This is a genomic window from Pseudarthrobacter sp. NPDC058119 (genome assembly GCF_042884655.1).
GTDB lineage: Bacteria > Actinomycetota > Actinomycetes > Actinomycetales > Micrococcaceae > Arthrobacter.
The window spans coordinates 78,698-104,681 of record NZ_JBHVTN010000002.1 but is presented as its reverse complement, the minus strand read 5'-3'; the positions used below and the strand labels follow the sequence as shown (position 1 = coordinate 104,681).

17 protein-coding genes are annotated in these 25,984 nt (G+C 59.0%); 12 read left to right on the top strand and 5 right to left on the bottom strand.

Annotation, left to right across the window (positions count from 1 at the left end; all coding sequences use genetic code 11):
• The first annotated feature begins 150 nt into the window (after positions 1-150).
• From dpdE to dpdD, 8 genes are read left to right on the top strand one after another with little or no spacing between them, the layout of a single operon-like run.
• Entirely contained in the window at positions 151-3,579 is a 3,429-nt protein-coding gene (gene dpdE, locus ACFVTD_RS05460) for a protein DpdE (protein WP_387559248.1), read from the top strand.
• Complete coding sequence (dpdF, locus tag ACFVTD_RS05455; RefSeq protein ID WP_387559245.1) at positions 3,576-6,179, top strand: protein DpdF; 2,604 nt, start codon at positions 3,576-3,578, stop codon at positions 6,177-6,179. The genes dpdE and dpdF overlap by 4 nt, the downstream gene beginning before the upstream one ends.
• Before the next feature lies 1 nt (position 6,180).
• Positions 6,181-7,092 carry a protein DpdG gene (gene dpdG, locus ACFVTD_RS05450; RefSeq protein ID WP_387559242.1) on the top strand — a complete coding sequence of 304 codons (912 nt, stop codon included), beginning with the start codon at positions 6,181-6,183 and terminating at the stop codon, positions 7,090-7,092.
• On the top strand, positions 7,089-10,115 hold the full coding sequence (dpdH, locus tag ACFVTD_RS05445) for a protein DpdH (RefSeq protein WP_387559239.1): 3,027 nt from the start codon (positions 7,089-7,091) through the stop codon (positions 10,113-10,115). Before dpdG ends, dpdH begins: the two co-directional genes overlap by 4 nt.
• Entirely contained in the window at positions 10,112-10,816 is a 705-nt protein-coding gene (locus tag ACFVTD_RS05440) for a hypothetical protein (RefSeq protein WP_387559237.1), read from the top strand. Before dpdH ends, ACFVTD_RS05440 begins: the two co-directional genes overlap by 4 nt.
• A 14-nt stretch (positions 10,817-10,830) precedes the next feature.
• Complete coding sequence (gene dpdJ, locus ACFVTD_RS05435) at positions 10,831-15,291, top strand: protein DpdJ (protein WP_387559234.1); 4,461 nt, start codon at positions 10,831-10,833, stop codon at positions 15,289-15,291.
• Positions 15,288-15,806 carry a phospholipase D-like domain-containing protein DpdK gene (dpdK, locus tag ACFVTD_RS05430; RefSeq protein WP_387559232.1) on the top strand — a complete coding sequence of 173 codons (519 nt, stop codon included), beginning with the start codon at positions 15,288-15,290 and terminating at the stop codon, positions 15,804-15,806. Before dpdJ ends, dpdK begins: the two co-directional genes overlap by 4 nt.
• Positions 15,803-18,010, top strand: coding sequence for a protein DpdD (gene dpdD, locus ACFVTD_RS05425; protein WP_387559229.1), 2,208 nt, complete (start codon positions 15,803-15,805; stop codon positions 18,008-18,010). Before dpdK ends, dpdD begins: the two co-directional genes overlap by 4 nt.
• Positions 18,011-18,077: 67 nt before the next feature.
• Here dpdD and dbpB (ACFVTD_RS05420) read toward each other — a convergent pair whose 3' ends face one another.
• The 4 genes from dbpB (ACFVTD_RS05420) to ACFVTD_RS05405 are packed head-to-tail and all read right to left on the bottom strand — an operon-like array spanning position 18,078 to position 22,432.
• Entirely contained in the window at positions 18,078-19,181 is a 1,104-nt protein-coding gene (dbpB, locus tag ACFVTD_RS05420) for a DGQHR domain-containing protein DpdB (RefSeq protein WP_387559226.1), read from the bottom strand.
• Positions 19,174-20,421 carry a tRNA-guanine transglycosylase DpdA gene (gene dpdA / locus ACFVTD_RS05415; RefSeq protein WP_387559223.1) on the bottom strand — a complete coding sequence of 416 codons (1,248 nt, stop codon included), beginning with the start codon at positions 20,419-20,421 and terminating at the stop codon, positions 19,174-19,176. The genes dbpB (ACFVTD_RS05420) and dpdA overlap by 8 nt, the downstream gene beginning before the upstream one ends.
• Positions 20,418-21,551 carry a DGQHR domain-containing protein DpdB gene (gene dbpB / locus ACFVTD_RS05410; protein WP_387559220.1) on the bottom strand — a complete coding sequence of 378 codons (1,134 nt, stop codon included), beginning with the start codon at positions 21,549-21,551 and terminating at the stop codon, positions 20,418-20,420. The genes dpdA and dbpB (ACFVTD_RS05410) overlap by 4 nt, the downstream gene beginning before the upstream one ends.
• A complete protein-coding gene (locus tag ACFVTD_RS05405; protein WP_387559217.1) occupies positions 21,548-22,432 on the bottom strand; it encodes a hypothetical protein in 885 nt (294 codons plus the stop codon). The genes dbpB (ACFVTD_RS05410) and ACFVTD_RS05405 overlap by 4 nt, the downstream gene beginning before the upstream one ends.
• Positions 22,433-22,545: 113 nt before the next feature.
• On the opposite strand from ACFVTD_RS05405, the gene queC reads away from it, so the two are divergent.
• From queC to folE2, 4 genes are read left to right on the top strand one after another with little or no spacing between them, the layout of a single operon-like run.
• On the top strand, positions 22,546-23,235 hold the full coding sequence (gene queC / locus ACFVTD_RS05400; protein ID WP_387559215.1) for a 7-cyano-7-deazaguanine synthase QueC: 690 nt from the start codon (positions 22,546-22,548) through the stop codon (positions 23,233-23,235).
• A gap of 1 nt (position 23,236) precedes the next feature.
• Positions 23,237-23,872, top strand: coding sequence for a 7-carboxy-7-deazaguanine synthase (gene queE / locus ACFVTD_RS05395; protein ID WP_387559212.1), 636 nt, complete (start codon positions 23,237-23,239; stop codon positions 23,870-23,872).
• Positions 23,869-24,252 carry a 6-carboxytetrahydropterin synthase QueD gene (queD, locus tag ACFVTD_RS05390; protein ID WP_387559209.1) on the top strand — a complete coding sequence of 128 codons (384 nt, stop codon included), beginning with the start codon at positions 23,869-23,871 and terminating at the stop codon, positions 24,250-24,252. Before queE ends, queD begins: the two co-directional genes overlap by 4 nt.
• Positions 24,227-25,036 (top strand): GTP cyclohydrolase FolE2, encoded by an 810-nt coding sequence (gene folE2 / locus ACFVTD_RS05385; protein ID WP_387559206.1) that lies wholly within the window; start codon positions 24,227-24,229, stop codon positions 25,034-25,036. The genes queD and folE2 overlap by 26 nt, the downstream gene beginning before the upstream one ends.
• On the opposite strand, the gene ACFVTD_RS05380 is transcribed toward folE2, so the two are convergent.
• On the bottom strand, positions 25,033-25,410 hold the full coding sequence (locus ACFVTD_RS05380; protein ID WP_387559203.1) for a hypothetical protein: 378 nt from the start codon (positions 25,408-25,410) through the stop codon (positions 25,033-25,035). The two genes, folE2 and ACFVTD_RS05380, sit on opposite strands and share 4 nt — an antisense overlap.
• Positions 25,411-25,984 lie beyond the last annotated feature (574 nt).

The following is a 25,984-nucleotide window of genomic DNA, read 5'->3' as shown; positions in this document are numbered from 1 at the left end:
GCGCGGTCAGGCTGTCATCCATCAGCTTGTTAGCCACGCGCGGATCGAAGAGCGAGAAACTCGCACCGTGTATGTAAGCTTTCCCCCAGAGCACGGTAGCAAGGGGGGAAAGTGGACTGGGAGCATCACTGTCCACAGTGTGGGGGTCCGATGACCTTTCGCACGGCGCGATATGGTTCCAGCGCGGGAACCGATTTCTGGGGATGCCTCAAATTTCCCTCGTGCAAGGGAAGCTTGAACCTCGATGGTTCCCCCCGCGACCGCTCGGCCACGCACAAACGTGTCGGTAGCGGCTCGCCCGGAGGTTCAGAAGCTCGTGACGCGGGGAACACCACGGGTAAAGCTAACGGCAATAAGAGGAGTCTCCGCCGGGGAGATCTCCTCATCTCAAATAGCAACTCCCTTGGTCCTGGCAAACTCGTAGCGAAGGACGGCGAAAATCTAGTTCTCGAGTACTTTGACACCCCTGGGCATGCGCCGGAGCAACGCACACGACTGTCCGTCCCACGTCAGGGATTGCGCCGGTTCGCACTGAAGCCGGAAACAAGAGTCTTCTGGATTTCGGGCGCAAAATGGCGTTCGGGTAGGGTCATCGAGACCAGTCCCGAGAGGGATATACACGTCCGGTCACGCGACTGGGAAGGGTTCGTTGCCGAGGAACAACTGTTCGTGCGGTGGCACCGGCCCCTTACAAACCCGGTCGGGTTTGCCGCAGGCGGATTGCTCGAGTCGCCGCTGCTAGCCGACCTGCGCCGGCCTTTCCTCCAAGCTATCCTGCGGCAACGCGCTGCCGCTAGGGGAATGAAGGGTGCCTTATCGAGCGCCATCGAACTCCATGATCATCAACTCGAGGCCGCGTGGCGCGTGCTGCAAGATCCTGTGCAGCGTTTCCTCCTCGCCGACGAGGTGGGCCTCGGCAAGACCATCGAAGCGGGCATCATCCTGCGTCAGTTACTCCTGGACGACCCCGAACTCTCGGTGCAGCTAATCCTGCCGCCGTTCCTGATCGGCCAGTGGCGGCATGAACTCGCCGACAAGTTTTTCATCCAAGACTTCCCCCGAGCCGACATCCGGTTCTCCCGCAACGACGAACCCGGCACTTGGGCGCCCGCCGACCTTCTGATCGTCGACGAGGCCCACAACCTGGCAGCCCTTGCCGACAGCGATCAGCCGTATCTTGCCGCACGCTACGCCAGATTGGCGCAGACCGCGACAGAGTCGACGAAGCTCCTCATGCTGTCTGCAACACCCGCACTCAACAACGAACCCGTCTTCCTGCAGATGCTTAAGCTTCTAGACCCTGCCGTATACGCCGATGTGTCTGTGGAAGACTTTCGTCAACGTCTGGCCGCAAGGTCCGGGCTCGGACGCATCTTTCTCGGCCTCCAGCCCGGCCTCCCCGCGATACTCCTCCGCAACCGGCTCGCAGAATTGCGCATCGAACTGGCAGGCGATACCGAAGTCGAGCAACTCCTCGATATCGCGTCAGACGCCTTGAACGCCAACGATCGTGATGCTCTCAAAGCGGCCATCGACGACATCCGCACGCATGTCGCCGAGATTTACCGCGTGCACCGCCGCATGCTCCGTACCCGACGTACGTCCGCATTGCAGACCACCTACCGAGTCACGGGGCGCAGATCTCCTGACTCACTCACGTTGGAATCTGGACTGCTCACCGAGACAAGCAGACTGCTGGAGGCGTGGCGTCAGGAAGCCCTCGCCGCGCACGAGGAGGATCCAACTGCTCTCGAGTCCGCCTCAGATGCGTTCGCCGAAGCTGTCAGCCTCTCGCTTGACCCCGAGTCGCTCGCCGCCTGGGCGGGTTCTCGTACAGCCGCGACACCTGGAGAACAAACGGCGCTGGATCGCATCGCCCAAGACCTGTCGTTCACGAACCGCCGGGATATCGTTGCCAAGCCAATCGCAGACGCTCTCTCCTACCAATTCAAAGGTCGGGAGAAAGTCGTTGTCTTCTGCCCGACGGCCGATCTCGTGACGGAACTCGGAGAGAACCTCCGCGCCTTTCTCCCCGACACTAAAGTGCTTGAGCACCGCGCCACTGATGCGCCAGAGCACGTCGAGATGGTAATCCGGCAGTTTGAGAGCGAACGTGACAGCGCCGTCTTAATCGCAGACTCCTCAGCGGAAGAGGGTCGCAACTTCCAGTTTGCCGACCTTCTAGTCCATGTCGGAGTCCCGTCCGATGCCAACCGCATGGAGCAGCGGATCGGACGATGTGATCGCTGGCAAATGATTGGTGCTGCAGGTGAGCGGCGGTCGCTGTCGGTCACCGAGTCCGGCGGGTCCGAGTCCTTCGCTTCCGCCTGGACCCGCATCCTCAAGGACGGCTTCGGTGTCTTCGAGTCATCCATCGCCAGCTTGCAGTTCGCAGTGGAGACCGCGACGAAGGGCGCATGGCAGAAACTCCTCACTGATGGCACCGAGGCCACAGACATGATCATAGAATCGGTGCGTTCGTCCCTTGAGGAGGAGGTCGAACGGATCCGTGAGCAGGATGCCCTCGACAGCATCGAGTCCAGCGGCGACCGCGGCCCCATCTACAGTCAATTGCAGGAGTTCGAGTCAACCGAAGCCGATTTCGCCGAACTCACCCACGCACTCCTCGCCACTGTACCTGGCAACCTACGCTTCCGAGTCATCGGAGACCCGGTACACGGCGTGGGCGGCTATGATGCCATCTCCCGCCTGCCCGGCATGCAGTTGCAGATCCCACTCGTCTCCTTGGAACGGCTGGAGCGCGACTTCTTGCCAATCCGCGATCTGCGCGGAACCTATCTTCGCAGCGTCGCCATCAAGCACAGCGAGGCCCACCTCTACCGCTACGGTGATCCGTTCATCGAGGCGGCCTCCGACTTCCTGTGGCATGACGACCGTGGTCGCGCGTTCGGTATGTGGCGCTGGCGCCCGGACTGGGGCTACGGGGAACGAGTCGCTTACCGTTTTGACTATGCCGTCGAGGCGCAACCTGTTGCCAGTAACAGGGCATCTGTCCTGCATAGCCAGGTATCGGATCGGGAGAACGCTGCCGAGAGGGCTAACTTGATGCACCGGGCCGATGGCTTATTCCCGCCCTTGATCGTCACTGTGTGGGTCGATGAGGGGGGTAAGCAGTTGACCGATGACCGTCTCCTGGACGTGCTGCGACAGCCGTACGTGAAGCCTCAGCATTTGTCGGCCGGAGGCGACTACTCACTGAATCGTTCGCGCATTGAAGCCGCCTACATGTACGTCCCGTCCACGGAATGGTCCAAGCGATGGCACGACGCGGAAACTTCTGGGATGAATCTAGTCAGAAGCCTTCCGGAGGTGCAGGAAGCCATCGCCACAGGTCTACAGCATGCGCAGGCCGACTCGGCGAAGCGCATCAAGCAATTGAAATTGCGAGCTGCCCGCGCCGACGGCAGCGAGTGCGCAGCTCTAGAGCGGGAAGCGGCCTTCGAGGAAACTGCAGGACAGACGCTTGCCGACGCAATCAAAACTCCCACGCTTCGTCTTGACAGCACCGGCATTGTGATCGTCTCCGGCGAGGAATTGGTGCTTGGGGATGACGCATGACCATTCAGTTCGAAACGGTCCAAAGGGCTCTGGACGGGGATGTCAGCATTCGGGACAGCCTCACTGGACCCCATCGTCGTCTGGCTGATGCATGGCTTTCGGACCGTCCAGGTGCGGAGATCGTGGCCGATGTTGCCGCGCTCATATCCCAGGTGCTTCGGCACGAGCGAGAGGTGACGTCCTACAACGCCCCGCACCTTCGACTCAAGTTGGACGAGCGTACGATCGCCACAGATGTGCTCGCCCGGAGCAATCTCCGTTGCACCCGCTACGGCAAGACCGAGCATCTTGTCACCGTTAAGGAAACATGGGCGCCAGAGTGGCTGCACGGTGATCCCCGCTGGATTGATGTCGCGTGCGCAAGTCCCGGCCCGTATCGCGGCGGCACGCCAGAAGAAGTGCCGACGTACGCACGCCCGGATGACCCTGTCCCTGCTGACCCCGCACTAATTGCTATCGCTCCCAGCATCACGAAGTACCGGTCCAAGACGCAAGCCGCCGCTGTCCGTACGGCTATTCTCGGTAACCCTAAGTCCACATTGCACGTAGTGCTCCCCACCGGAACCGGTAAATCAATCGTCGGACTCGCCCCGGGCATGCTGCACCCAGCCGGCAACACTCTCGTGGTAGTCCCCACGATCGCCCTCGCACTCGACCAGGAACGCACCATACACGCACGGTTTCCTGGAATGAATCTCCCCCCGGAACTCGCCTACTACGGTGACCGCGCAGACGGCGGGAAGGAAGCGATCCGGGAGCGTTTGCGTGCAGGTACACAGCGAGTGGTGTTCACATCGCCGGAAGCAGTGACAAGTGGTCTCGCGCCCGCACTTCATGCGCTGGCTGCGAGGGGCACACTTACTAGCATCGTGATCGATGAGGCCCATCTGGTCCGCTCGTGGGGACTCGACTTCCGTCCTGAGTACCAATTGGTGAGCGCACTCGTGAGCGAACTCCGGGCAATCGCAACCGCGTCCGGACATCGAGAGCCTCACGTCATCCTGCTCACGGCGACGCTTTCCGAAGAGGGCCTCGAACTTAACGACGCCCTCTTCCGCGGGTCGGAAAAGTCGACCTTCGTGGGCTCCGCATTCCTGCGCACCGAACTTCGGTATCTCATGGGTGCATCACAGTCACGTGAGGAACGTCTCGACCGCATCGTCGAAGCTATGCATCATCTTCCCCGTCCGGCCATCATCTACGTGGCCCGTAAATTGGATGCAGAGGAGATCACTGCTCGTCTCAAGGATGCCGGATTTAGCCGCGTCGGCTTCTTCCACGGCGGAGTCAAGGAAGAGAAACGGCTGAGCATCCTGAAAGGATGGTCAGGTTCGGCGGGCCCCTCGCAACTCGACGTTGTCGTCGGTACCAGCGCTTTCGGTCTCGGTGTCGACCAGAGTGACGTGCGTTCCGTCGTTCACGCATGCGCGCCCGCGTTCGTCGACCGCTTCTACCAGGAGGTCGGGCGCTCCGGGCGAGATGGGCACGCCGCTGTGTCGGTCTGGCTCACCGCACCCGGGGACGTCAATGAGGGACGCAGCATCGAAGGAAGCACCCTCATCGGTGACGAAAAGACCTGGAACCGTTGGGAAGGGATGCGTCTCCATTCCGCAAAGGTGGATTCCGATTCCGGGTTGTTCGTCGCCGACACCTCAGTAACACCCAAACACCTTACTTACATGTCTGACTCCAACCGACTCTGGAACCGCAACACGCTCACGCTAATGGAGCGGGCTGGCCTTGTTTCGATCGAGGCGACTCCCCCACCTGACATTCAGCGCAATGAGGACGAGGATGAGGCCAATTTCGAAGCGCGGCGGCAGAAGGCTTGGGAGGAATTCCGTAACCACGTACGGGTGCGCGTCAATGGGACTCTTAATCTCGACCGTGCGACATTCGAGGCCAGCCTCCAACAACTCCGAGCCGACATTCGAGCGACCGAGAAGGCCTCCCACGGACGCATCGACAAACTTCTCGCGAGGTCAGAGTGTTGGGCGCATGTGCTTGCCTCCGAGTACACCTTCAAAGACGTGGGTCCCATGCATGCAGCCCTTGCCGCTACACCGGCGTGTTCGGGTTGCCCAGCGGAGCAGCACACCCACCGCCTGAGGCTTGACGCTCCGATTCCGCTCGTCAGCGACTCTGGCATGCCTAATCTCCATCGGGACGTTAGTGATGCACTAAAGGGTCTCGCCGCGGGCGGCAATGTCGTGATTGTGAGTTATGCAGGCAGTTTGCGCTTATTGCTCAAAAACCTTGTCCAGCGATGCATCACCAACGGGGTCCGCGGAATCTTGGCTTCGCAGTCCTTAATCACTCACCCCGCGGTGGTTAGCACAGCATCCCAGTCCGCCGACGAAGGGTTGGTTTGTGTTGACCCGATCACCAAGGGGCTTCCGCAGATCTCCTTCGCAACTCCCACGCTCATCCTGCTCGACGACACGGACTCACCCAACTTGTCCTGGCTCAACCCTTCCTCCGGCCCCTTGCGCATCGTGGTCGTACCTGAGAGTACGGAAGATCCCGGGAAAGCCGGACACAAAATCATGGACTACCGCTCCCCCCATTGGGGAATGCACGACTTCCTCAGGAGGATCTGATATGGCCGTACTCAACCCACCGCGAGTGCTCCCCGGTCTCGGTCGAGCAATCGTCAACTTCCTGATCGAAAACCGCAGTACCTGGAACGAAGCAGGACTCGTTGACGTCTTCAAACCTGAGGGTTTAAACGAGTCTGGAGCCGCACACGGAGTGACGAACACACTCAGCGCGTTTCGTGCTATTGGCATACTCGAAAGCGATACAAAGGGCAGCATCACTGTCACGAACAGCGTGACGGAGCACGGAAATCGGTTTGAGCGTGATGAATTCAGGCGCCTAATGCTCAGCCATGTCCTCAACCTACGCCGGGACGGCGACCCTTGGGCCGTGAGTGACGAGGAGGCCAGCACCAGCGGCGCTCGCGACCTGAGCCGCGCACTGTCGTGGTTCCTTGCGCAGGACGCAGTCGGGGCCCCCTTCACCTGGAACGACAACGTTCAGAAGTTGCAAGCCGATCAGTTTGGCAGCGACCAGAATGCCGAGTGGCCATTCGCAAACGACACCCGGTGGAACGCGTTCACGCGCTGGGCGACGGCTCTCGGATTGGCCGCGCCCTCAGTCGTACGCTCCGGTATAGTGCCGCTCCCAACCGTCGCCGTGGCCGATGCCGTCGCCGAACTGCCAGACGGACAAATGCCTATACAGGATTTCCTTGCTGCCCTAGCCCGAAAACTACCCATTCTCCACGGTGGCATGATTCGAAACGGGCTTGTGGCACGACTCGTCGTCGACCCGGATCCTGGTGTGCAGGGCAACGCCCTAGACACCTCCGTTTCTCAAGCGCTTCGGATCCTCGAGGCCCGTGGGCGACTCAGTACTGAGAACCTGGCTGACGCTGGCGGCGTGTTTCTTTCCCGAAGCAGCACGAACCGCACCACACACATCACTCTGAAGGGCGGGAAGAAGCAATGAGTTGGCGAGGTACCTTGCCCCCCACGTGCTGGGAAGCAGTCGAAACAGAGAGAATCATCCCTACTGAAGCGGAAATTCCCTCAGACGGCGTCTTCCTAGCCACACACACATCGATCCCGTTGTTCCAGCGTGACGTTGTCGTCAATGCCAATCACACAAACGAGACAGATGAAGAAGCACTCCTGCGCGCCGTCGAGGAGCAACCTGCTGACCAGCCGATCCTGCCGATCCTCGGCGGCTCCGGCACTGGTAAGTCCCATCTGGTGCGGTGGCTTCGCGCGAAACTGCCCCCGGAGGAAAGGCGCCGCGTCATCTTCGTACCCAAGCACCGCATGTCGCTGCGCGGCATCCTCGAGTTGATCCTTCAACACGCCACCGGCGACCGTGCCGATGAGTTGCGCGACAAAGTGGCTAAAGCTGTAGAGGGATTCGCTAATGAGCAGGTGGCTAGGTTGCGTCTGCGTAGCGAACTCGCCCTCTTGATCGAGACACAGAGTTCACATTCCGATAATTCCCCTGAAGAACAAGACCTACGCCTGTACTTGTCTTCACGTGAGGGCCTTCCTGCACTGCTGGGAGACGACATCTTCCGCGATGCCCTTTTGAACGAGAACGGACCGATAAGCCGACTTGTACGCGAGAAACTGGATGGCAAGGGTGCAGAGGACAAAGAGGAGGCCTTCGGCTTCAGCACTGAAGACCTCAATCTGTCAGTCGACGACGTCAGTCGAGCGGGGGCAGCCGCAAAGAGCGTTGCATCTGCTCTGGCAAGTGGACCGGAGGTTCGTGAAGTAGCCGCCAAGATGCTCAATGAGCAACTGGGCCCGGCGGTCAGCCAGGTCTTCGGCATCGGCGGGGACGACTTGAAGGACCTGTTGGTGGAGGTCCGCGGCGATTTCAAGAAACAGGGTTTGGAACTCCTCCTGCTCATCGAGGACTTCTCGATCTTCCAAGGCATCCAGGGCGGACTCCTAGATGCGATCACACTAATTCCGACCCAGGACAACAACATCTGTCCAATGCGAGTAGTGATGGCAGTCACAACGGGTTATTTCCGCAATCAGATGCCAGACACCGTCTACACCCGCGTGTACAAGGTTTTCGACCTCGATGACCCGAAACCTAAAGTATCGTTCGATACAAAAGCACTCGCGGCGCGCTACATGAACGCGATCCGCGTCGGCGGCCAGGTTCTGGACCAAGCGTATGCCAGCAAGGACGAGACCCCCAACGCATGTGATCAGTGTCCGGTCAACGATGCGTGCCATAAGGCATTCGGAGCGGCCGATGGTTACGGCCTGTTCCCGTTCAACGAGCACGCTCTTGACAAGGCGGTGAAGAGCAAACTCGTCGATGAACGCCTCAGTGTCCGTGACTTCCTGACTCGCGTCCTCCGCCCAGTGCTGTTCAATAATCACGACGAGATCGACACGGGCAACTTTCCCCCCAAGAATTTCGACGCCGCGTTCCGTGCCGGGGCCTCGGGCACGCTCGACAGTGTCGAGGATGAACACCGGTTGTCTACGCCGGGCGACCCCGAGCTATCGAAGCGCAGGGTAAACCTGGTGCGATATTGGAGTCCCGACGGTGCCGGGCCTCGCAATCTGCTGCCGACGATTCACGAAGCGTTCGGGATCCCCCAACTACCAGGACTCCCGGGACCAGATGCCGTTAGCAACACGCCTACTCCTGGCCCCAGCCACATCCCCGCCCCGACACCCCCCATCCCGCCAGCACCAAAGCCAGTCGCGGATCCGGCACTCGTTCGCGCAATCGACGAATGGCGCGCAGGCAAGCCTCTGCTCCAGGGCAGACGAAATGATCTCCGCAACCTCGTCCACAGCGCTGTCGTCGCGCGACTCGCACTCGATGACGGACTCGGTGGAACTCCTATGTGGACAAGCAAGGGCAAGGAATGGGATGCGAAGTTTGAAGCCCAGACCTCGATTGCCTTCGGGGACCAGCAACTTCCGGGAGCGATAATCACTATCGACAAGGACAGCGACGGCGATGTTCGCGCCCTCCGAGCGCTTGCTTGGATAAACGCGATGGAGGACTGGGGCAAAGTCCAAAACGGTGAGGAACTCCAGCGATTCGTCGAGGAGAGACTCACTGCGTGGACGGCCTCAGTTTCTGAGGCGTTGTTCCCATACCGCGATAAGCGCGACGATCCCGAACTAGCCGTCGCTGCCCATGCGTTGCTCGCGATGAGCAAGGCACTCGGTGTCCCTGATGCTTTCAAGGACGATGCGCTGAATCGCTCTCGCTCGCTTTTCGCTCCCGCGCCAATCAACCCTGCTCTTCCCCGCCAGAAGTTGCGACTGTGGCAGCAACGCATCTCCCAGGACTCCCAGCGCCTCACGCGTGAACAACTCCAACGACGTGTGCTTCGACTCGCTTCCTTCACGCAGGGCGCAGGAAGCCCGCTCGCCCTCGACCTAGCCCGCATCGCGGGAGCACTGCGCGGCAAAGAGAGCGGTACGGGCCTACCACCCGCTACTGGGCTCCTCGGAGAGACCGTCAAATCGATCGAAATGCTCCACAGCATACTGCCCGAACTACGCGACGAGGCACGCACGATGGTTCCGGATCTTAGTGAACTGGGTGGCGAGCTCCCCGAGATTATTAAGCACCTCGACGCACTCCTCACGGAGCGTGCTAGCGCTGGACAGCTCCCATCTGTGATCAATCGAGCCGAACTCGCTGCGGCAGGCAAGTCAATCAAGCAGGGCGATCAGAATCGCATTGAGGGGGTGCGGGCTAAACTCGACAACTGGGGTTCCCTCTCCTTAGACGATCAAGTGCGCTTGCTGACGGATGACTGGGACGAGGCCGCCGCTCGGATAGGGCTCTGGCTCGGCCTCGCAACACGGGCGGTTGAGGCCTTGGAAGCCAAACTTGGCTGGGGCGCAAACTCGGCGGCCCAAGTCGAGTACGAGCAAGCCCATTCAGAACTACTGGCCACACTCGAAAACGTAGCAACGTTACTCGCCCCGGCCCTTGAATCGACGGAGACGGCATGATGCTTCTTGACCGGATTGCCCAACTGCGCATGAGGGCTGTCGCTGCAGACGACGAAGAAAAGATTAAAAGCAGGGCGGGCGAGTTCGCCATGCTGACCGAGCGTCTGCAGGCAACAACCGCGAACGCAGAGCGCGTCAACGCCGGCAGAAGGGAACTCTGGTCCGCTGGCATCGTCCAGGACGACCACGCGCAGAACCAAGCCTCTGCACTTGAGGTGGCGAAGTACCTCATTACGATGGTCGAAGACCTCCCCGTGAACGCAAAGTTCGACGCGGTAAAGACGCAGAGCAGCACAATCGAAGCCCACTTCAAGAGATCCGAGAAGTTCGTCTCCGATGCATGGCGAAGCCACGTGCCGAACGTCATACCGGCTGTCGATGATGATCTCTTGAATGCCCTTGATCAGGCGGGCGTTGACGTGGAGTCGATCCGGTCCGATATTGAAAGCGCGGCGGCAACTCTGCTCACACTTCGTAGCCGTGTCCTCCCCGAACCTGACGACAACCGCAGACTGCAGAGTGCCCTCGAAACGTTGAACTCCAGCGGCGGGCGCATTGGTGAAGTTGTCGATCCTGCCATAGCCGACGTCATTGTGCGCGCCCAGGGAAGCGGCGTTCTGTACTCTGAGATGACCCCTGAGGTGATCTCAGGGTTAACGGAGCTCGGAATCCTCGACCGGTTCCGGGTCGTGCTGAAATGAAGAAAAATGTTGTCTTGCAGGCACTCGACGCGCTTGAGGCGCTGGAGGATCCCCTCCTGTGCTGGGGGGTCGTGGATGGAGGGCTTACCGATGACGAACTGATGCGGGCCCTGGACAGTGTCATTCTGCGGGCAGGTGGACTTGAAACTCCTGAGGAACTCGCGGAGATTCTGCAGCAGAAGGGCCTGATTCTGGGCGACGACTCCACGTCCCCGCCGCTATGGCGCACTCGCAATGGCGAGACTCTGCGCTTGCTCGCACGGTTGCGACAGATCTTCCTCTCCAACAATCCTCAGGCGGCGTGGCGGCACGGTGCACAACTAGTCGCGGACTATCGATACGCTCGACGGCCACGCGCCTATCCGAAGCGCGACCAGAGGTGGGACTCTCCCCTCACTGACGAACTTAACGACGGTACGTGGCGCGAGGTGCTTAAACTTCTCACTGCCCAGCCACCCCTGCAAGATGCCGATAACTTCGACATCGCGGGATTTCAGGTACGTGCCACTCGCCACATCCTCGCTTCGCTCAAGGCAGAGTCCACGTCGGGGACTGTCGTGGGCGCCGGTACCGGTAGCGGCAAGACGCTAGCGTTCTACCTGCCTGCATTCGCCTACCTCGCCGGAATCCAGGACCCTAGCGCCTGGACCCGTGCCGTCGCCGTATATCCCCGCAACGAATTGCTGCGGGACCAGTTCTCCACTGCCTTTTCGAATGCGCGCAAGCTTGATGCCGTTGCCCGGAGAGTGAACGGCCGTCCTCTTACCATGGGCGTGCTCAACGGCGATACCCCCACCACCAACGCATCGCTGAAAGCGAGTTACTCAGCCTGGAAGAAGTCGTCGCAGGGGTACCGCTGCCCCACTCTCACCTGCCCCAGTGATGGCGGCATACTCTACTGGCCGGAGGCTGACGCTAATTCTGGCACGGAGCGCCTAGTCTGCGGTTCATGCCAAGCGTCGTTCGATTCCTCGGTCATCGTCCTGACCCGCAAGCGGATGAGCCAGTACCCTCCCGATCTGCTTTTCACTACGACGGAGATGCTGAACCGCAATATCAGCAACCTGGAGTTGCGGCACGTGTTCGGAATCGGAGTGGCCAAGAAGCCTCGCCTCATGCTGCTCGACGAGATCCACACCTACGAGGGCACGACTGGCGCCCAGGCAGCGATGACGATCCGCCGCTGGCATCACGGCGTCCAAGGTCCCGTATGTTTCGTCGGCCTCTCAGCAACGCTCGCCAATGCCGTGCGTCACTTCGGTGACCTCACGGGTGTCGACGACGAATTCGTCACCAGCATCGAACCGCTACCCGACGAAATGGAGTACGAGGGAGCCGAATACATGATCGCGGTTCGGAGCGACCCGACGAGCGGCGCAAGCGTTCTCTCTACCACCATTCAAACTTCAATGCTGCTTCCGCGTACCCTCGATACACCTGTTGACAGAAACTCCGAGGGAGCCTTCGGCACCAAAGCCTTCGTCTTCACTGATGACCTCGACGTTACGAACCGACTCTTTTCCTACGTGCTTGATGCCGAGGGACAGCGCTACTACGGACAGCGAGCCAAGCAGGTTAAGGCTCCGCTGGCTGCGATGCGCATGCCTATCCCGGGCGATGTCGAACAGCGGCGTGCCGGCCAGAGTTGGGACCTACCCCGAGACCTCGGACATCAATTCAAGACCACAGGCCTGAAAGTGAGCCGTACGACGTCGCAAGACGCCGGAGTCGACGTCGACTCTCAGTTGATTGTGGCGACCGCATCCCTGGAAGTCGGTTTCGACGATCCCGATGTCGGCGCAGTGCTGCAGCACAAAGCGCCGCGAGGCGTCGCTGCGTTCCTGCAGCGCAAGGGGCGTGCCGGACGTACCCGCGGCATGCGGCCCTATACAGCCGTCGTTCTCTCAGACTACGGACGCGACCGGGCAACCTACGAAGCGTGGGACGCGCTCTTCGACCCGGTACTGCCGAGACTCGTCCTGCCTATCCGCAACCGTGCCGTGCTCCGCATGCAGGCTACGCTGGCAACGATGGACTGGCTTGCCCAACAGGTGCGTTCCCAAAAGCCCTATGCGAACCTCTGGCGCGACCTGTCAAGCATCAGCAGCGCCGGTTACGGACCAAATCAGCGGGAAACCCAACTGGCTGCCGTCGATCTACTCAACAAGGTGTTACGTGACCCCTCCCTGCAGTACAGCCTGCGCCAATGGATCGTGGGGGCTCTCAAATTGCCGAGAAATGTTGTGGACCAGATTCTTTGGCACCCGCCTCGCGCCGTCATCTTGGCAGCAGTGCCGGCTCTGGCCCGTCGCCTGGCGACTGAGTGGTCGGTGGCAGACCCAGACCGATTTGTACCGGGCAAGGACACCCTCGGCGGGAACCCTCTCCCCGACTTCTTCCCCCAGAATCTGTTCAGCGAACTCGCACTCCCGGAGGGTAACGTCCTGGTGCCATCGCAGCGCCGGGACACCACGGAGCGCGGAATGCAGGCGATGGGCATGGCACAAATGCTGCGCGAGTTCGCCCCAGGCCGCGTCTCCCGCCGATTCGCCACACGCGAACTGAGTCATCGGCACTGGATACCAATCCCCACCGAGGTTCGTGAAGCCGTCATCGACATCCCGACGATACTGCCCGTGTATCGCCACGACTCCGAATTGCTCGTCGACCTGGACGGCACTCCAACTGCGCTCAAGTTGATACGTCCCGACCAACTCCAGGTCGAACTAGCACCTGACGAGGTTAAGGACTCGTCTAATGCTGTCCTCACTTGGTCGACCCAAATCACCGAGACCGGCGCAGGCCTCGAAACCCGCATTCCCAAGACTGATCCCCTCGGACATCTCGTCATGGACGTGAAGTTCTTCCTGCACGCGCAGAACTCCCACGTGGAAGCGCGTCGGGCGGCGATCGAGTCTGAAGCTTCCCTGATGATGGAAGGTGGTCACGAACGACGCGTAAGCGTGGCTTTCCGACTGGACGGACAGCGCGTCGGCCTCGGTGCAACATACGACGTGGACGCTATGTCAATCCGCCTCGAACTTCCTGCCGTCATCGGCGTACCTGAGGAAATCGCACCCGGCATCAAGAGCGCATGGTTCCGCCATATCGTCACGGCCGATCCCGAACTCTTAGAACATGTCAACACATTCCAACTGACGTGGCTTTTCGAAGCTTTTGAGGCGATGCTGCTGACAAACGCCGTGGACAAGCAATGGACGCTCGAAACCGCGTACTCGGAGGTGCGTACGGGTTTCGCCGACAAACTGCAGGAAACCCTTCAGGCCATGTTTAGGAGCACCGACATCGATGAGGACGGTGACGGTACGATCAGCAGGCTCGGTAAGCGCCTCACGGAGTTGTTGCGCGAACCTGCCGTCGTAGCTCGACTCGATCGCCTTGTGGAACAAGCGTGGAAACCGGATGCCGACGCTTTCCAGGCGTGGCTGCATCACCGAGTTCTATCCACGTTTGGACAGGCCGTCCTGTGGGCGGCTCGCGAAATCTGCCCCGAGCACGATCCTGAGGGTCTGTTCGTCGACGTCGAACCCGGCCTCGAGGCGTCTGGGAAGCCGCGCATCGACGAGGTCTGGCTAACCGAGACGTCCATCGGCGGCGGCGGCTTCATCGAGACGCTGGCTGCACGAGTCCGCCCCGACCCGCGCCGCTTCCTGCGACTTGTTTCCCGCGCACTCGAACCGGGCACAAACGAACTCGTCGATGCGCATATGCATCGGCTACTGAGTCTGATCGTGTCCGAATCCGACTGGAGCGCGGCCATCGCTGCCTTCCGTAGTGCGCAATCGCAGGAACAACGAGTGGGAGTCCTGGGCAGCATCATTACGAAGATGCGCCAAGCCGGCGTATACGGCGCGGAGCAAGCCGTGACGTCCTCCATGGCCAACCGCCTCCTCCGCCCCGGTTCGACAACTGCAACCGACCAGGCGCTCCACACACTGATGAACGAATGGCACCAGGAGGAAGAGCGACTCGGGGTCGAGATTCCGTCGCGAACATGGGCCTATCTGATGCGCCAGCGCAGTGACCTGGACGCGGGGCTCAACATCACAACTATCAAGACTGAGCAGCACCGCATCGACGCAATCCAAAGCCTACTTTGGCCACGGGGATGGTCGCTGCGCGCTCGCGAACTCGAGTCGTACAATCCTTACGCCAAGACCTTGCCGTCAGCGCCCGACCTGTTGCGTTCCATGCTCAAGAACAACCAGGCTGCCGTCGACGTTGCTGCGCCGGAAGCTGACAGGAAGACACGGGAAATGCTTGCCGATCACGGTTCAGCGCAACTCAGCGCTCGACCTGAGGACTCCGGTGCGCTCTCCGATCTCTTGGTGGGGCTTACCACGAGAGCCATCGAAACTAACTTCCTCCAGGTTTATCCGCACATAACTGAGGTTAGGCACCTACCGGACGGAACAGCACTGGTCTCACTGGAACTTACGGAGGTTGCCCTGTGACTACTCGACGTATCGCCACACGAGGTGGCGGACAGACCCGTCTCGTCAATGACATGCTTCAGACGCTGCTCGTCACCGAACTACTCGACCCATCGAGCGAACTGCTTGTACTGTCACCTTGGATCTCCGACATTGTTGTCATCGACAACTCCGCAGGACAGTTCAAAAGTGTCCTCCCCGGCATGCCAGCTCGACCTATCCGCGTTACCGAGGTGCTAATCGAATTAGCCCGGCGTGGCAGCAAAGTGCGCATCGTGATTCGTGATGACCCAAAAAATGCCATCGTCCGCACCCGGATCTGCGACCTGCCCGCTGCCGGCCACCGCCCCGAGATCCTCCTCCGTGACAATCTCCACGACAAGGGCTTGCTGAGCGACCGCTTCCACGTGCATGGGTCGATGAACTTTACGCACTTCGGCCAGGCCGTGAACGAGGAGGGCGTAACCGTTACATCGGATCCTGACTCGATTGCCCGTGCCCGTCTCGACTACCAGGGGAGGTATCACGTCTCGTGAGCGGCGTTCTCGACGATTTCTTTGGTACCGGTAACGAGATCAAGCCTGCCGATGTGGCCCCTCAACTGCAGGCCATGCTCGAGAGTTGGCAGGCATCGATCCGTGGCGGGGGATTTGGCTTCTTGCCGCGCTTGACGCAGCAACGCACCTATTGGTATGGCTTCGCGCCCTCAGCGCGACAACGTCGCGAACTGCTCGGACTCCTCGACGCATGGGTGGGCCCGACCTACAGCGACCTCGATTTGCGGCGGGGGGAGTTGGAAGTCTCCGACCCTTTCGACGCCACTCTCGCCGGTCTCGAAGTTGCACCCCTACGGTTCGAAGTACTACCTCGAGTTGCTCCACATTCGTCCCGCGCCAAGGAAGCCGTCCGTAACGCGCTGACGACGCTGACGCGACTCACGAACGGGCGCCCGGCGTCCCAGTTCGACGCGATGCGAACAACAGTGGAAATTTTGGACGACCTCGGCCACGCGATCGCCGCGCGCGACCGTGCGCTCGCAAAGGCATGCTTGGCCGAACTTGAGCAGTCGGCCGATCTGGACGAGTCGAATCTGGCATTTCTTAGACTCCGTCTCTATGCAGGTATGCACGATTGGGACGCGATGTTTGCGGATCCCGCTTTGGATCAAGTGCTGTCGATGCGACGGCCTCTGGGGGTAACCCGGGTGATCCAGTCGGGGCTCTATTATGACCGGTTCAGGGACTTTGATTACCAAGGTGCAGAGTCCGAACTTCGCACTGCCGCCGAGCAGTTGGAGCCTGCCCTCCGTGACCTCTATACCGGGGCCCCTCCGAGCAACCGCGCCGAGGCATTGGTAGAACTCGTTTGCAGGTTGTTAACCAACCCTTCTGCAAGCGATCCTGCGGTCAGGCAACTCGTCGGTCTCGCATCCGGCATCCAGTCGGGGCTCGACGAGCAGTTCCAACGGATCGTCAAAGCTTTCGTCCCGGTAGAGACCATCCCCGAACCCGGTTTCGGGGTGTCCGTCGAACAACCATCACTCAGCCTGACCACGCGGATCGCTTCCCTGATGTTCCAAGGAGAGTTTGCCGCCTGTATCGAACTCGCCGTCGAGAGTGAGCCGAGTGTGGAAGCGGGACGCGCCCTGGTGTACGCCGCCCGCCAACTGTCCAGTGCGAAGTGGGCTGCCCTGGTCGTCGAGTATCTTGGCGCTCATGAACTGAAGGAAGCAGTAGCGGCTAGTACGCCGATGCTTCGGGCCGACGTGGAGTGGTTGGAATCTATCTGCGGCAAAAACCCCTTGCGCGGCTGGGAGGACTGGTTCGCGAACCTGGACAATCCCGAGGGCGAGTCGCTCCAACAGTCGAATGAGGCCGTTCAGTCTTGGGAGCCACTGCCACCGGCCAAGCTTATGTCATTGCTGGCCAACGCCTCCGATGCCGCCTTGACCAAAATCGGAGAGGGTGGCGGCCAGTTCCTTGCCGCCCACAGTCACGTTTTCGAGTCGCAGCACGCGGCAGAGGTGACACTCCAACTCGTTTCAGCGATAAGTCTTAGTGGTAAGGCGTCGCAAGGTATTCGCGTGCAGACGCTTGCTCTGGTCGAGTCCTTTGGGACGAGTGGCGCCTCCCAGACGATGTACGTGGATCTTCTCACGTGGACAGCAGGAATTCTGGAGACGAACGCTGCCGCGACAACCGTGTCATGGGCTTGCGACGTCGTGCAGACGCTTACCGCGATCCCCGCACCCAACAGCACAGATGCTGTTCTCGAGTTTTACTACAATGCAATTAAGGTGCTGCGTCCCTATCGGACCGCATTAGACACCGCTGACATCGAAGCGCTGGAAGTGGTCGCTGCGGAACTCGACGCCGAGGTGCCCGCGGACTTTCGTGCAGTCCTAGCCGAAAGCCCCAGCGAGGATCCGGCCGCCGCTTACCGCTACCTTGAAGGCAAGGTGGTAGTCCTGCATTCGCTTACTGAAACCGCCATAACACGCGCCTCCCAAGTGCTCAAGCGCTTACTACCCAGCGTTGACGTGCGCACAAATTCTGAGCACGACGGCAGCCCTCAACTCGCCCAACTCAGCGCCAACGCGGATGTGTTCGTGGTGGTCACGGCAGCGGCAAAGCACGCTGCGACGACATTCATCGCTCAGCATCGTCATGGCCCTACCGTTCTGGTCAATTCCCGTGGATCCTCCGCGATTTTGCGGGAACTGGCGGCTTTCAGCCTCTAAGCTAAGAGTCCCGCTGACACCACCTATTCACCACGGCGGGTCCGTAAGTCCTGCCCCAGGTCCAGCATCATTTGAGGGCTCGCAGAAGGTGGTTCGTGAGCAGACTAACATCACTCGGCGTGTTCTGGAGTCCGTTCCACCGTCTGACGTTATCGGGTCCGAAGTCCCAGGTACCGCTTGTCCAGGCAACTACCGGCTTGAGTTTGCTAATCGCCTTCTCCAAATCAAGACCTGGAAGTTCTGCCGCCGGCACTCCCTCGGTCAGTGAGTCCATCACGTAGCCAAGGGACTGTATTCCTGCACCGTGCGTAAGCCGCGATTTGAGCGGCGGCAAGCCCCAGGCTTCTGGGAATGTCGCCTGTACGACCGTCCAGAAGTAATTCAGGTGCAGTTCTATCTGCTGTACGTCGGCCGAACCATCAGAAGGGTCCCTGTACTGGTAAAGCGCGCCCTCGTACAGGCTATTCTCAATCATCTTCAAGACGCTGTTGTCTTTAATGTAGCCGTCTGGAGTAGTCGGCGTAGAAATTCTGCCCCCGAATGGTGCACCAATTTCCTTCGCCAACGAGTTGAGCCTAGTCATGATGAGAGCGGGCAGTTGCTTGCGAGCATAAGCGACGGGGAGATGGCCTGTCGTATCCGGCAAAAGCTCGTGAATGAGACCTTTGGGCAGGGGTTTGGTGTTATTCACCAAGATGAATTGGGAGCGTTGTTCAGCCTCACCATGAGCAATGAATCCGACGGCAGCAACTGGAAACTGGGCCAGATCTGCGTCGCGAATAGCAGCACTGCGCTGTTGGCCGTCCACCAGCCAGGCCGGTTTCTCATCGTCCGGAAGTGCTTCATCAACCGGGATTACCAATTCTCCAACCACTGAGTACGACAACTCGCCAACCGGTGAACTCGGTTCAAACTTCACTCGTTCGTCGAAGGCAAGCACTATTGCGTTGGGCAGCAATGGAGATTCCGATTCGAGGTATCGGCGGATTGCTCGAATGTGGCTGAGAACCTCTGGTCGCTGGTAACCCTGAAGCATGTCATCATCTCGGTGCACCCGCGAAACAGTGGCAAAATCATGGATTCGCTTGCCATCTACGCCGAAACAGTAGATGTGCTGCGCGCCTTGTTGAAGCCTGATCGCCGGCAGTCTCATCTCGTAGCGGTCAGCCATGGTTACTCCTTGAAGTGGGTGCGAGCACGTTGCTCTTGAGTTTTTTCATTTTGCTTGCCAGTACTGACATGTTGTGAAACCCTCGCCGCTTATTCCTTTCGGTGCCCCGAAAAATGGCAATTTCTATACCCAGGTTTTTGCAGAGCGAGCAACGACACTCCTTCCAAGGAGCTGCGGTGAGGGTTCGCTCGTACTCAGATACATGAGCCCTGTTGGTCTGGCAGATCGTCTCGTAAGCATCAAGTTCAGTCATGGCGCGGTGGACCGCAGCAGGACTACCATCGAACTCCCGCAGGACTCGGAGGCAGACACGCTCCTGAGCGATAGCATCCTTTTGCGAGACTTTGCCCGCCAGAATGGCTCGTTTCAGCGCAGGGTTGCCATCCACCTGCGGAACCCGCAGTGCAATAAACGAATCACTTTCGGTGTGAAAGTTGTTTCTATCGTCCATAAATGCCTGCCTGAAAGCAGATGTGCTATCGAAGCTTGTCACTCCAAACTCACTGAACAAATCCATTGAATCGACGCGGGTTACGCCCAGGAGATGCAATTCAGTTGTTGGCAGACGTACCTTGTCGATCTCTCGTAAGCAGTCGAGGATGTCCTTCGTCTTAAGCGGGACCATACCGCCGAGTGCTATACGCTGATAGCCCATCAATTGCAACTGTTGGACGCTGTCCGCAAAGCTCTTAGGACTCCAACCTTGGGCAGCCCCTACGGGTTGCAGTTTCAGATTCTGCTCTGACACTCGCGCCATGAATTCTTCGGCGAGCCGAAGGGTGATACGTCGCCGTTCAGACCAGGCAGGGTCCACGTCGTCGAACGTGGCCTGGGGCGCGTAGCCGAAGATGATGTGGTCAACACTTACACCCGCGTCAAACCCACAGCCAACATAAAAGTCGAGGGTCTCATCGACGGTAACGGGGGGAACCAGTTCGTCGACATAGTTGAAGGCCCCGTTGTCTCCTAGTGATTCAACAGCCTGGGGCAGTCGGAAGAAGCGGTCAACTCCTAACCTATAGAGGCGCGCTCGCTGAGCAATCGTGTACTTGCCGGCGCCCTTCATCGCTCCGTCAACAATCGACTTGCTTACGAGAATGCCGCTGTACGGCGGAGTGTCCAGGATTTCGTGAGCATATAGATCATCTCGTTGCCTGACCCTCAAAGGTGAGTATTCGTCGTGCTGAAAGTCGTATGTTGGACTTACCAGATCCTGGCTATCAGGAAAATAAAACTTCACTTCAATGCCGCTCGGTTAGTTACGTAGGCCCTGGCCAAATAGTTTGAGAGAGCGCTTATATGTCGAGGTGTATTTTGAAGCTCGTCCCAAGGTAGTCCCAGTTCTGGCCACACGCCTTCGGTCCAAAAACAACTGCCTTCGATGATGCGCAACTCTTTCTCAGCATCAGCAAGGGCAGTAGGCGAATTTACGTCGACATGGGCCATGACACGCTCCATCAGGCGTCCCATCGCGCGGATGCCTACTCCGCCCATCAGGCGGGACTTGGTGGGCGGTAACCCCCATGCCTTAGGGAAGGTATTTCGCACTGCAGTCCAGTAGGTGATCAAAACGTCCCTGATACCTTCGGTGTCAGTCGTTCCAGTCGCGATATTCCTGTAAGGGAACAGAACCCCGGATGGCGACTCGAGCGATTCTTTGAGTGCCTCGACTAGTCCAGTATCTGTAACTATGGCTGCCTTTTTTGCTTCATCAGTTGATGAAGCGCGCTTGACGATTCCGGCAAATGGAGAACCTGGATCTTGATTCAGCATGTCGACGAGAGCAGAAGGAAGCTTACGAGTGGGAAGCCTTCCCGACGGGACCCTTGTAATCTCGGGCAGCAACTCCGTTACTAAATTCGCAGGAAGCGGCTGTACGGTGTTGACTCGTAAAAACTGTTCCCTTTGAATCTCTAGGTTGTTAGCAACAAACCCGGCCACCGGCACTGGCAGGCGACGATTCTTAGTCCTGGAGAGCGCGAGGCTGCGCTGTTGCCCGTCCACGATCCAGGCGGGCCTGGGACCATCGTCACCTTGACTTACAGGAATCTCCAGAGTTCCCGCGACAACGAGACCGTCGCTGGTTGTCGGACCCCGACTGGACTTGAAGCGCACCTCCGGAGGTAACGCCAAGATCAATCCGTTCGGAAAAAGGACGTCTGCACTATCGAGGTAGTCCTGAATTTGCTTCACATGCTTTTTCTTCTCCGGGCGTTGATAGCCAATGAGCTTGCCCGCTTCATCGCGTCCTATCCTCGCGACTGAGGCAATAAGATCAACTTCTTCGGCGGCCAGCGCGAATAGATAAAGCGGAGTGTCCTCATTTTGCAGCACCTTGAGGCACCGCCGCTCCAACCAACCCTCGGTCATCTGTCCTCTTTCTCTACAGCACTGAACAAACCACCGAAACGTCGCTGCTCGCAAGCGAATCCATTGTCCCTCAGCATCCGAAGCGCAGCCGTCTTCCCCATCTTGGGCTCGCCTATACGCACGTCGCGAATAAAGGCTATGACGTCCTCGTCGGTCATCGGCTTGCGTTCGTATACTTCGGGACGACGTACCTCATCCACCCAGGCACGCCATCGGTCATTATTGCGTTGTCCCACGAGGTTCGGCGAATCGAGCCTGCTGATCCAGGCATTGGCGGTTCTTACATTGAGGCTGCCCGAAGTACCCCCCAACTCCCCTCGAAGTGCAGCGTCGGATGGGATCCTCAACTCCTCTGGAACATCCTTTGAGCCGCCAAAAATTACGACATCGTCGCGTCCTTCGAATGCTGCTAAGTCCTCCGCCATGGCAGAACTGTAGGTTTCGGAGAGAACCATGAGTGTTTGTCCCTGCGCTTGCTCAGCTAAGGATTTCTGTTCCCGGGTTATCAGTTTCCACCACAACCTGATGTCGGCGGTGTCGCGGCCGACGGTGTCGGCATGACGTGACGAGAACGTCGCGGCATACGCGGGCCACTCGTCGTCGACGGGCACCAACCCCAAGCCTGCTGAAGCAACGAGAAGATTAGGGGCAAATCCGACGTCGCGAAGACTGCTCTCCAGTTCGAGGGCTTGCTTCCAGGCGTCACCCCGATACAGGCGCCGCAAGTTCACGCGCCCGGACTCCTGGTGAAGTGCAGCACGCCATTGTTCAACGCGCTCCGATTGTTGCCCATTGGGAAGGTTCTCTACTCGTAAGTGTTCAACTGGGCTCAGAGACTTGCGATCGGTACAAGTTACAACCACTGTCAGTTTCTCCGCCACACCACGTACCCTTGCCCCCCTAAACTGCGAATGTCTTAGACCTACTGTATCGTGTAGTTTCATCGTAGGCGGCACAAACCGAAAACTGCTTGCGGAGCAACGAGAGGGACGGCATGACAAGGAAAGCTATAGTTCTCCTGAGCGGAGGGCTGGACTCGACGACGGTCCTAGCCCATGCGAAAAGCATGGGATTCGATCCCTACGCCCTTAGCTTTCGCTACGGCCAACGCCACGCTGTGGAGCTGGCCGCGGCGAAGCGGGTAGCAGAGGCCCAAGGTGTTGCTGACCATGTCGTCTGCGATATAGATCTGCGAGTCTTTGGCGGGTCCGCCCTTACATCAGACGTTGAAGTTCCCAAGCACCTCTCTGTCGACCAAGTAGAAGAGAATATCCCGGTTACTTATGTCCCGGCAAGGAACACGGTGTTCCTCTCCTTCGCGCTTGCTTACGCCGAAGTAGTCGGGGCGACCGACATTTTTATCGGAGTGAACGCTCTGGACTACTCCGGCTACCCGGACTGCCGCCCAGAATTCATTAAAGCCTTTGAGAACATGGCCAACCTGGCCACCCGGGCCGGGGTTGAGGGTGGAGCAATCACCATCCACACGCCCCTAATGGACAAGACCAAAGGCGAAATCGTCCAGATGGGCCTGGCCCTTGGCGTCGACTACAGCCTGACATCTTCTTGTTACGACCCCGACGAAAGTGGCCGATCCTGCGGGCACTGTGATTCTTGTCTTCTCCGGCTCAAGGGGTTCGCGGAGGCCGGCAGCAGCGATCCCATCACTTACCAGGGCGTGTAGCTTGAACTACAAGGTCAAAGAGATCTTTTACACTCTCCAGGGCGAGGGTACACACGCCGGCCGACCGGCCGTGTTCTGCCGCTTCAGCCTGTGTAACCTCTGGACAGGCCGCGAAGCGGACCGAGCCCGAGCCATCTGCCAGTTCTGTGATACGGACTTCGTAGGAACGGACGGTGAGGGCGGAGGAAAGTTTGAAACCGCTGAAGACCTTGCTGATGCCGTCGAGGCTGCATGGCCTGCGGGTTGGACGGAAGACAGGATGGTTGTCTGCACCGGTGGCGAACCGCTCCTGCAATTAGATGACGCAGCAGTAGCGGCGTTAAAGCGTCGCGGATTCTACGTAGCAGTTGAGACAAACGGCACTCGGGTGCCGCCCAACGGCGTCGACTGGTTATGCGTGAGTCCGAAAATTGGCGCTGACCTTGTCGTCACGGGTGGCCAGGAACTCAAATTTGTCTATCCGCAAGCAGATGTCGATCCCAGAATCTTTGAAGAGCTGGACTTCGAGACGTTTCGGGTTCAACCCATGGATGGCCCCGACGTCGTCGAGAATACCCGTCTTGCAGTCGAGTTTTGCTTGGAGCACCCCAACTGGCAACTGAGCATGCAAACCCACAAGTACCTAGGAATCCCATGACCTTCTCCGCAGAAATATACCGCGAGTTCACTTTTGAAGCGGCACACCGCCTACCCAACGTTCCCGACGGACACAAGTGCAGTCGACTGCATGGACACTCCTACCGCGTTGAAGTTCATGTCACCGATATAGTGGGCGAAGACACAGGGTGGGTGCAGGACTTCGGCGATATTAAAGCCGCCTTCAAGCCCCTGGAAGATCAACTCGACCACAACTACCTCAATGAGGTACCGGGTCTGGAGAATCCCACAAGCGAGATCCTTGCTAAGTGGATCTGGACCCGTCTGGTGAGCGTACTACCCAAACTTTCTGCAATACAGGTGCGAGAGACGTGCACCTCGGGCTGTATCTACCGTGGAGAAAAAAGCAATGCTGCCTGACGTACAAGACGAAGTCGACGTCCGGGGCATCGAACTGGATGAAGTGGGAATCTCAGGGCTCAGGTATCCCACTGAGTTCACAGACGGGGCAACGCGACAGGCAGGCATTGGCTCGTTCGCTGTGGTGGTGACTCTTCCCTCAAATCGCAGGGGTACGCACATGAGTCGCATGGTTCAGTTAGTACAAGAGCAGTTGGCAGTCATCGATCCGCGAGAACTACCGGTGATTATGAAGCAAGTCGCCGCCAGAATGGACATCGATAGGGCGGTTGTTCGGGTTGCATTACCGGTAGCCACCACCGTCGTCTCGCCCGTGTCTGATCTGAAGGCGCTTCAGACAAGTGACCTGCATCTGTCAGCCAGCATTGACACTGGTTCGTTTGAACTGATCACTTCGATCACTGCTCAGGTGACGAGCCTTTGCCCCTGCAGCAAGACCATTAGCGACTACGGTGCCCATAATCAACGCAGCGATGTGAAGGTATCCGTCTCCGGAATGAATAGCGATCCATATCCCATCAACGTCAAGGATCTTGTCGACCTTATCCGAGCAAGCGGTTCATGCCCTGTCTATCCCGTCGTTAAGCGCCCCGATGAACGAGCCATCACAATGACGGCCTACGACAACCCAGCTTTCGTCGAAGACATGGCCCGAGACATCTCGCTGGCGTTGCGCGGAAGAAACGTCGGCCACAATGTGCAAATTCGGAACCTGGAGAGCATACACAGCCACGACGCCGTTGCTTCAGTTTCATGGGCTCCCCCGCCGACTGCAGGCGTCTAGTCCTGGCTTTCAAGAAAGCGTCCAATGCCTCTGTATATTTTCGTATCCATGAATCGGGGAGCATCGGTAAAGCCGATATAGGTGCCCTCTTGTTTTGAAAACGTCTCCGCACCGACACAACGTGGGTGCGGAGGCTCATGGTCCTGCCGGAACAGGACGTTCGTGACGTAACGGCAAAGGCCGTGGCCGCAGTGAATGACACATCCCTGCCGGCACACCTTCTGCGGCAGCTGTCGGCCGGAGTGCACTTTCACCCCTGCCAGGCTTTTGAAAGCGGAGACGCTCTGGCATCGGCGTTGCTGCTTGCTGCCGCCCCAACCCGGATGGCCGTCTACGACCGACGTGCCCAAAGCGGATTGGAGGTCCTTGGCCACGCCCTCTCCCCCGCACGAAGGCGGTATTCACGCTATATGGAACTGGTTGAACTCCTCCGTTCAACTGCGCACCGGAATGGTCACAAGTGGTTGGCACGAGATGTCGACGTCCCACCCTACTGGCCCGGCGGTTCAGTACCGGCTCGCGATCCCCTCGATGACACCCAGCCTTCCTAGACGGGTGCATTTGCTCCGCCCCACGCTCTCAGTGAATGACAGGCACGTGCCTCGGTAACTAATCTCTTCGACCACCTGCAGAACGTGGCGCACATCGTTCAGCATCACGGGATGGGTCAACGGGTAAGTGCCAGTGCTTTCCTGGCCCCAGCCACTCCTCGTCGAGGTGGTTTTTTCAACGGTGCTGCTCTGCTTAAGACGGCAACCCGCCGCGGATGGCCTCTACCAACTTCTTAACGGACCTGGCTACCTCCATCCCGGCGTCCCTTACCTCCACATTCCGCGCCAGAGCGTAAAGCCGTCGAAGAAGGCCAGTGTCGGGGGCCTGTGCGGTGAAGTGAAAGTTAGCCATTGGAGAACTCCTTTTATCTGGATTTGGTTGATTCGTTGCCGAACT